This is a genomic window from Verrucomicrobiota bacterium (assembly GCA_037139415.1).
Taxonomy (GTDB): domain Bacteria; phylum Verrucomicrobiota; class Verrucomicrobiia; order Limisphaerales; family Fontisphaeraceae; genus JBAXGN01.
Genome location: JBAXGN010000366.1, coordinates 1 through 2,053 on the forward strand (window position 1 = coordinate 1; position 2,053 = coordinate 2,053).

Here is a 2,053-nt window from a genome sequence, read left to right on the forward strand (position 1 = left end):
ATTATGTCCGGGCTTCTTAAAAAAACTGCTTTTCTAAGTCCGACAGGCTGCTAGGGAAAAGAGACAGACAGACGACTGGTTCCGGTCTGCCATCATCGCTGCAAGATTTGTTCATGAGTACTTGAGTTTCACGGGCAATTGGCTAATGCTAGCCCCCGTTTTTGTTATGACGACTGAGCATCAACTGGAAAAGAACGGCGCCCAACCGGCGCCCTCCGATTTTATTCGGGACATTGTGGCGGTGGATTTGAAGGCGGGCAAGTATGCCAAGAGCATCACCCGTTTCCCGCCCGAGCCCAACGGCTATCTGCACATTGGCCATGCCAAGTCCATTTGCCTGAACTTCGGCATTGCCCGGGAGAACCAGGGCCAGTGCAACCTGCGCATGGACGATACCAACCCGGCCAAGGAGGATGTCGAGTATGTCGAGTCCATCCAGCAGGATGTCAATTGGCTGATTGCGGGTTGGGCCAACGACCGTCTGGGGCTCAAGCCGGTGGGGAAGACCCCCGAGGCCATCACCCATAACGGCCAGCCGGATTTTCACATGGCGGCGGTGTTGACCGGCCAGGCGGCCAGCGGCAAGCTGGAGCCGTTTTATGCCTCAGATTATTTTGCACAGATCTATGAGTACGCCGTGACGCTGGTTAAAAAGGGCAAGGCGTATGTCTGCGATCTCAGCCCGGAGGATATGGACAAGCTGCGCGGCTCACCGGATCGCGTGGGCGAGGAAAGCCCCTTCCGGAGCCGTTCGGTCGCGGAGAATCTGGACCTGTTCCAGCGGATGAAGGCCGGGGAATTCCCGGACGGTACGCGTACGTTGCGCGCCAAGCTGGACATGTCCTCGCCAAACATCTGGATGCGCGACCCGGTGCTGTACCGGATTCGCCATGTGGAGCATCACCACACCGGCAGCGCCTGGAGCATCTACCCGATGTACGATTTTGCGCACTGCCTGAGCGATTATATTGAAGGCATCACCCACTCGATCTGCACGCTGGAGTTCGAGGTGCACCGCCCGCTGTACGACTGGATTCTGGAGAATTTGGACCTGCCTCGTCCGCTGCCGCACCAGTTCGAGTTTGCGCGGCTGAACCTGAGCTACACGGTGATGAGCAAGCGCAAGCTGCTGCAACTGGTGCAGGAAAAACTGGTGCGCGGCTGGGATGATCCCCGCATGCCAACGATTTCCGGTTTCCGGCGTCGCGGCGTGCCCGCCGTCGCCCTGCGGCATTTCTGCACCACCATCGGGGTGACCAAATATGACGGGCTTACGGATGTGGCGCTGCTGGAGCACGCCATTCGGGAGAACTTGAACGCCTGCGCCGTGCGTCGCCTAGCGGTGCTGCGCCCCATCAAGGTGGTGCTGACCAATTATCCCGAGGGCAAGGTCGAGGAGCTGGATGCGGTGAATAATCCGGAGGATCCCAATGCCGGCACGCGCAAGCTGTCGTTCAGCCGGGTACTGTACATTGACCGCGACGACTTCATGGAAGTGCCGCCGCCGAAGTATTTCCGGCTGCGGCCGGGCGGCGAGGTGCGGCTGAAGTACGCGTACATCATCAAGTGCGAACAGGTGGTAAAGGATGCCGCCGGCAACGTGACGGAGCTGCATTGCACCGCCGATCTGGACAGTAAAACCGGCGGGGCCACTTCCAGCCGCAAGGTCAAGGGCACGATCCATTGGGTGAGCGCCGCGCATGCGGTGGATGCCGAAGTGCGGCTGTACGACCGCTTGTTCCATGTACCGGAGCCGGATGCCGGAGGCGATTTCAAGGCGCATCTGAACCCGCACTCGCTGGAGACCATCACCGCGAAACTGGAGCCGTCGCTGGCCACAGCGTCTGCCGAGCAGCGTTATCAATTCGAACGCCTGGGGTATTTCGCCGTGGATGCGGATGCCGCACCCGGCAAGCCGGTGTTCAACCGCACGATTACCCTGCGCGATACGTGGGCCAAAGAGTCTGGTAAAGCGTAAGGGTTTAGACGGCAACCAATAGCAGGCGAAATGCCAACTATTTGCGTGGCGCAAGAGCGCCGAAAAAGTGCATGA

The 2,053-nt window shown here is 59.5% G+C and carries 1 protein-coding gene; it reads left to right on the forward strand.

Going from position 1 to position 2,053, the window contains the following annotated elements; genetic code table 11:
• Positions 1 to 166: 166 nt before the first annotated feature.
• Complete coding sequence (locus WCO56_29720) at positions 167 to 1,978, forward strand: glutamine--tRNA ligase/YqeY domain fusion protein (GenBank protein ID MEI7733781.1); 1,812 nt, start codon at positions 167 to 169, stop codon at positions 1,976 to 1,978.
• The last annotated feature ends 75 nt before the right edge of the window (positions 1,979 to 2,053 follow it).

Coding starts and splice junctions, on each gene's coding strand:
- WCO56_29720 (MEI7733781.1), top strand. CDS start 167: ATGACGACTGAGCATCAACTGGAAAAGAACGGCGCCCAACCGGCGCCC.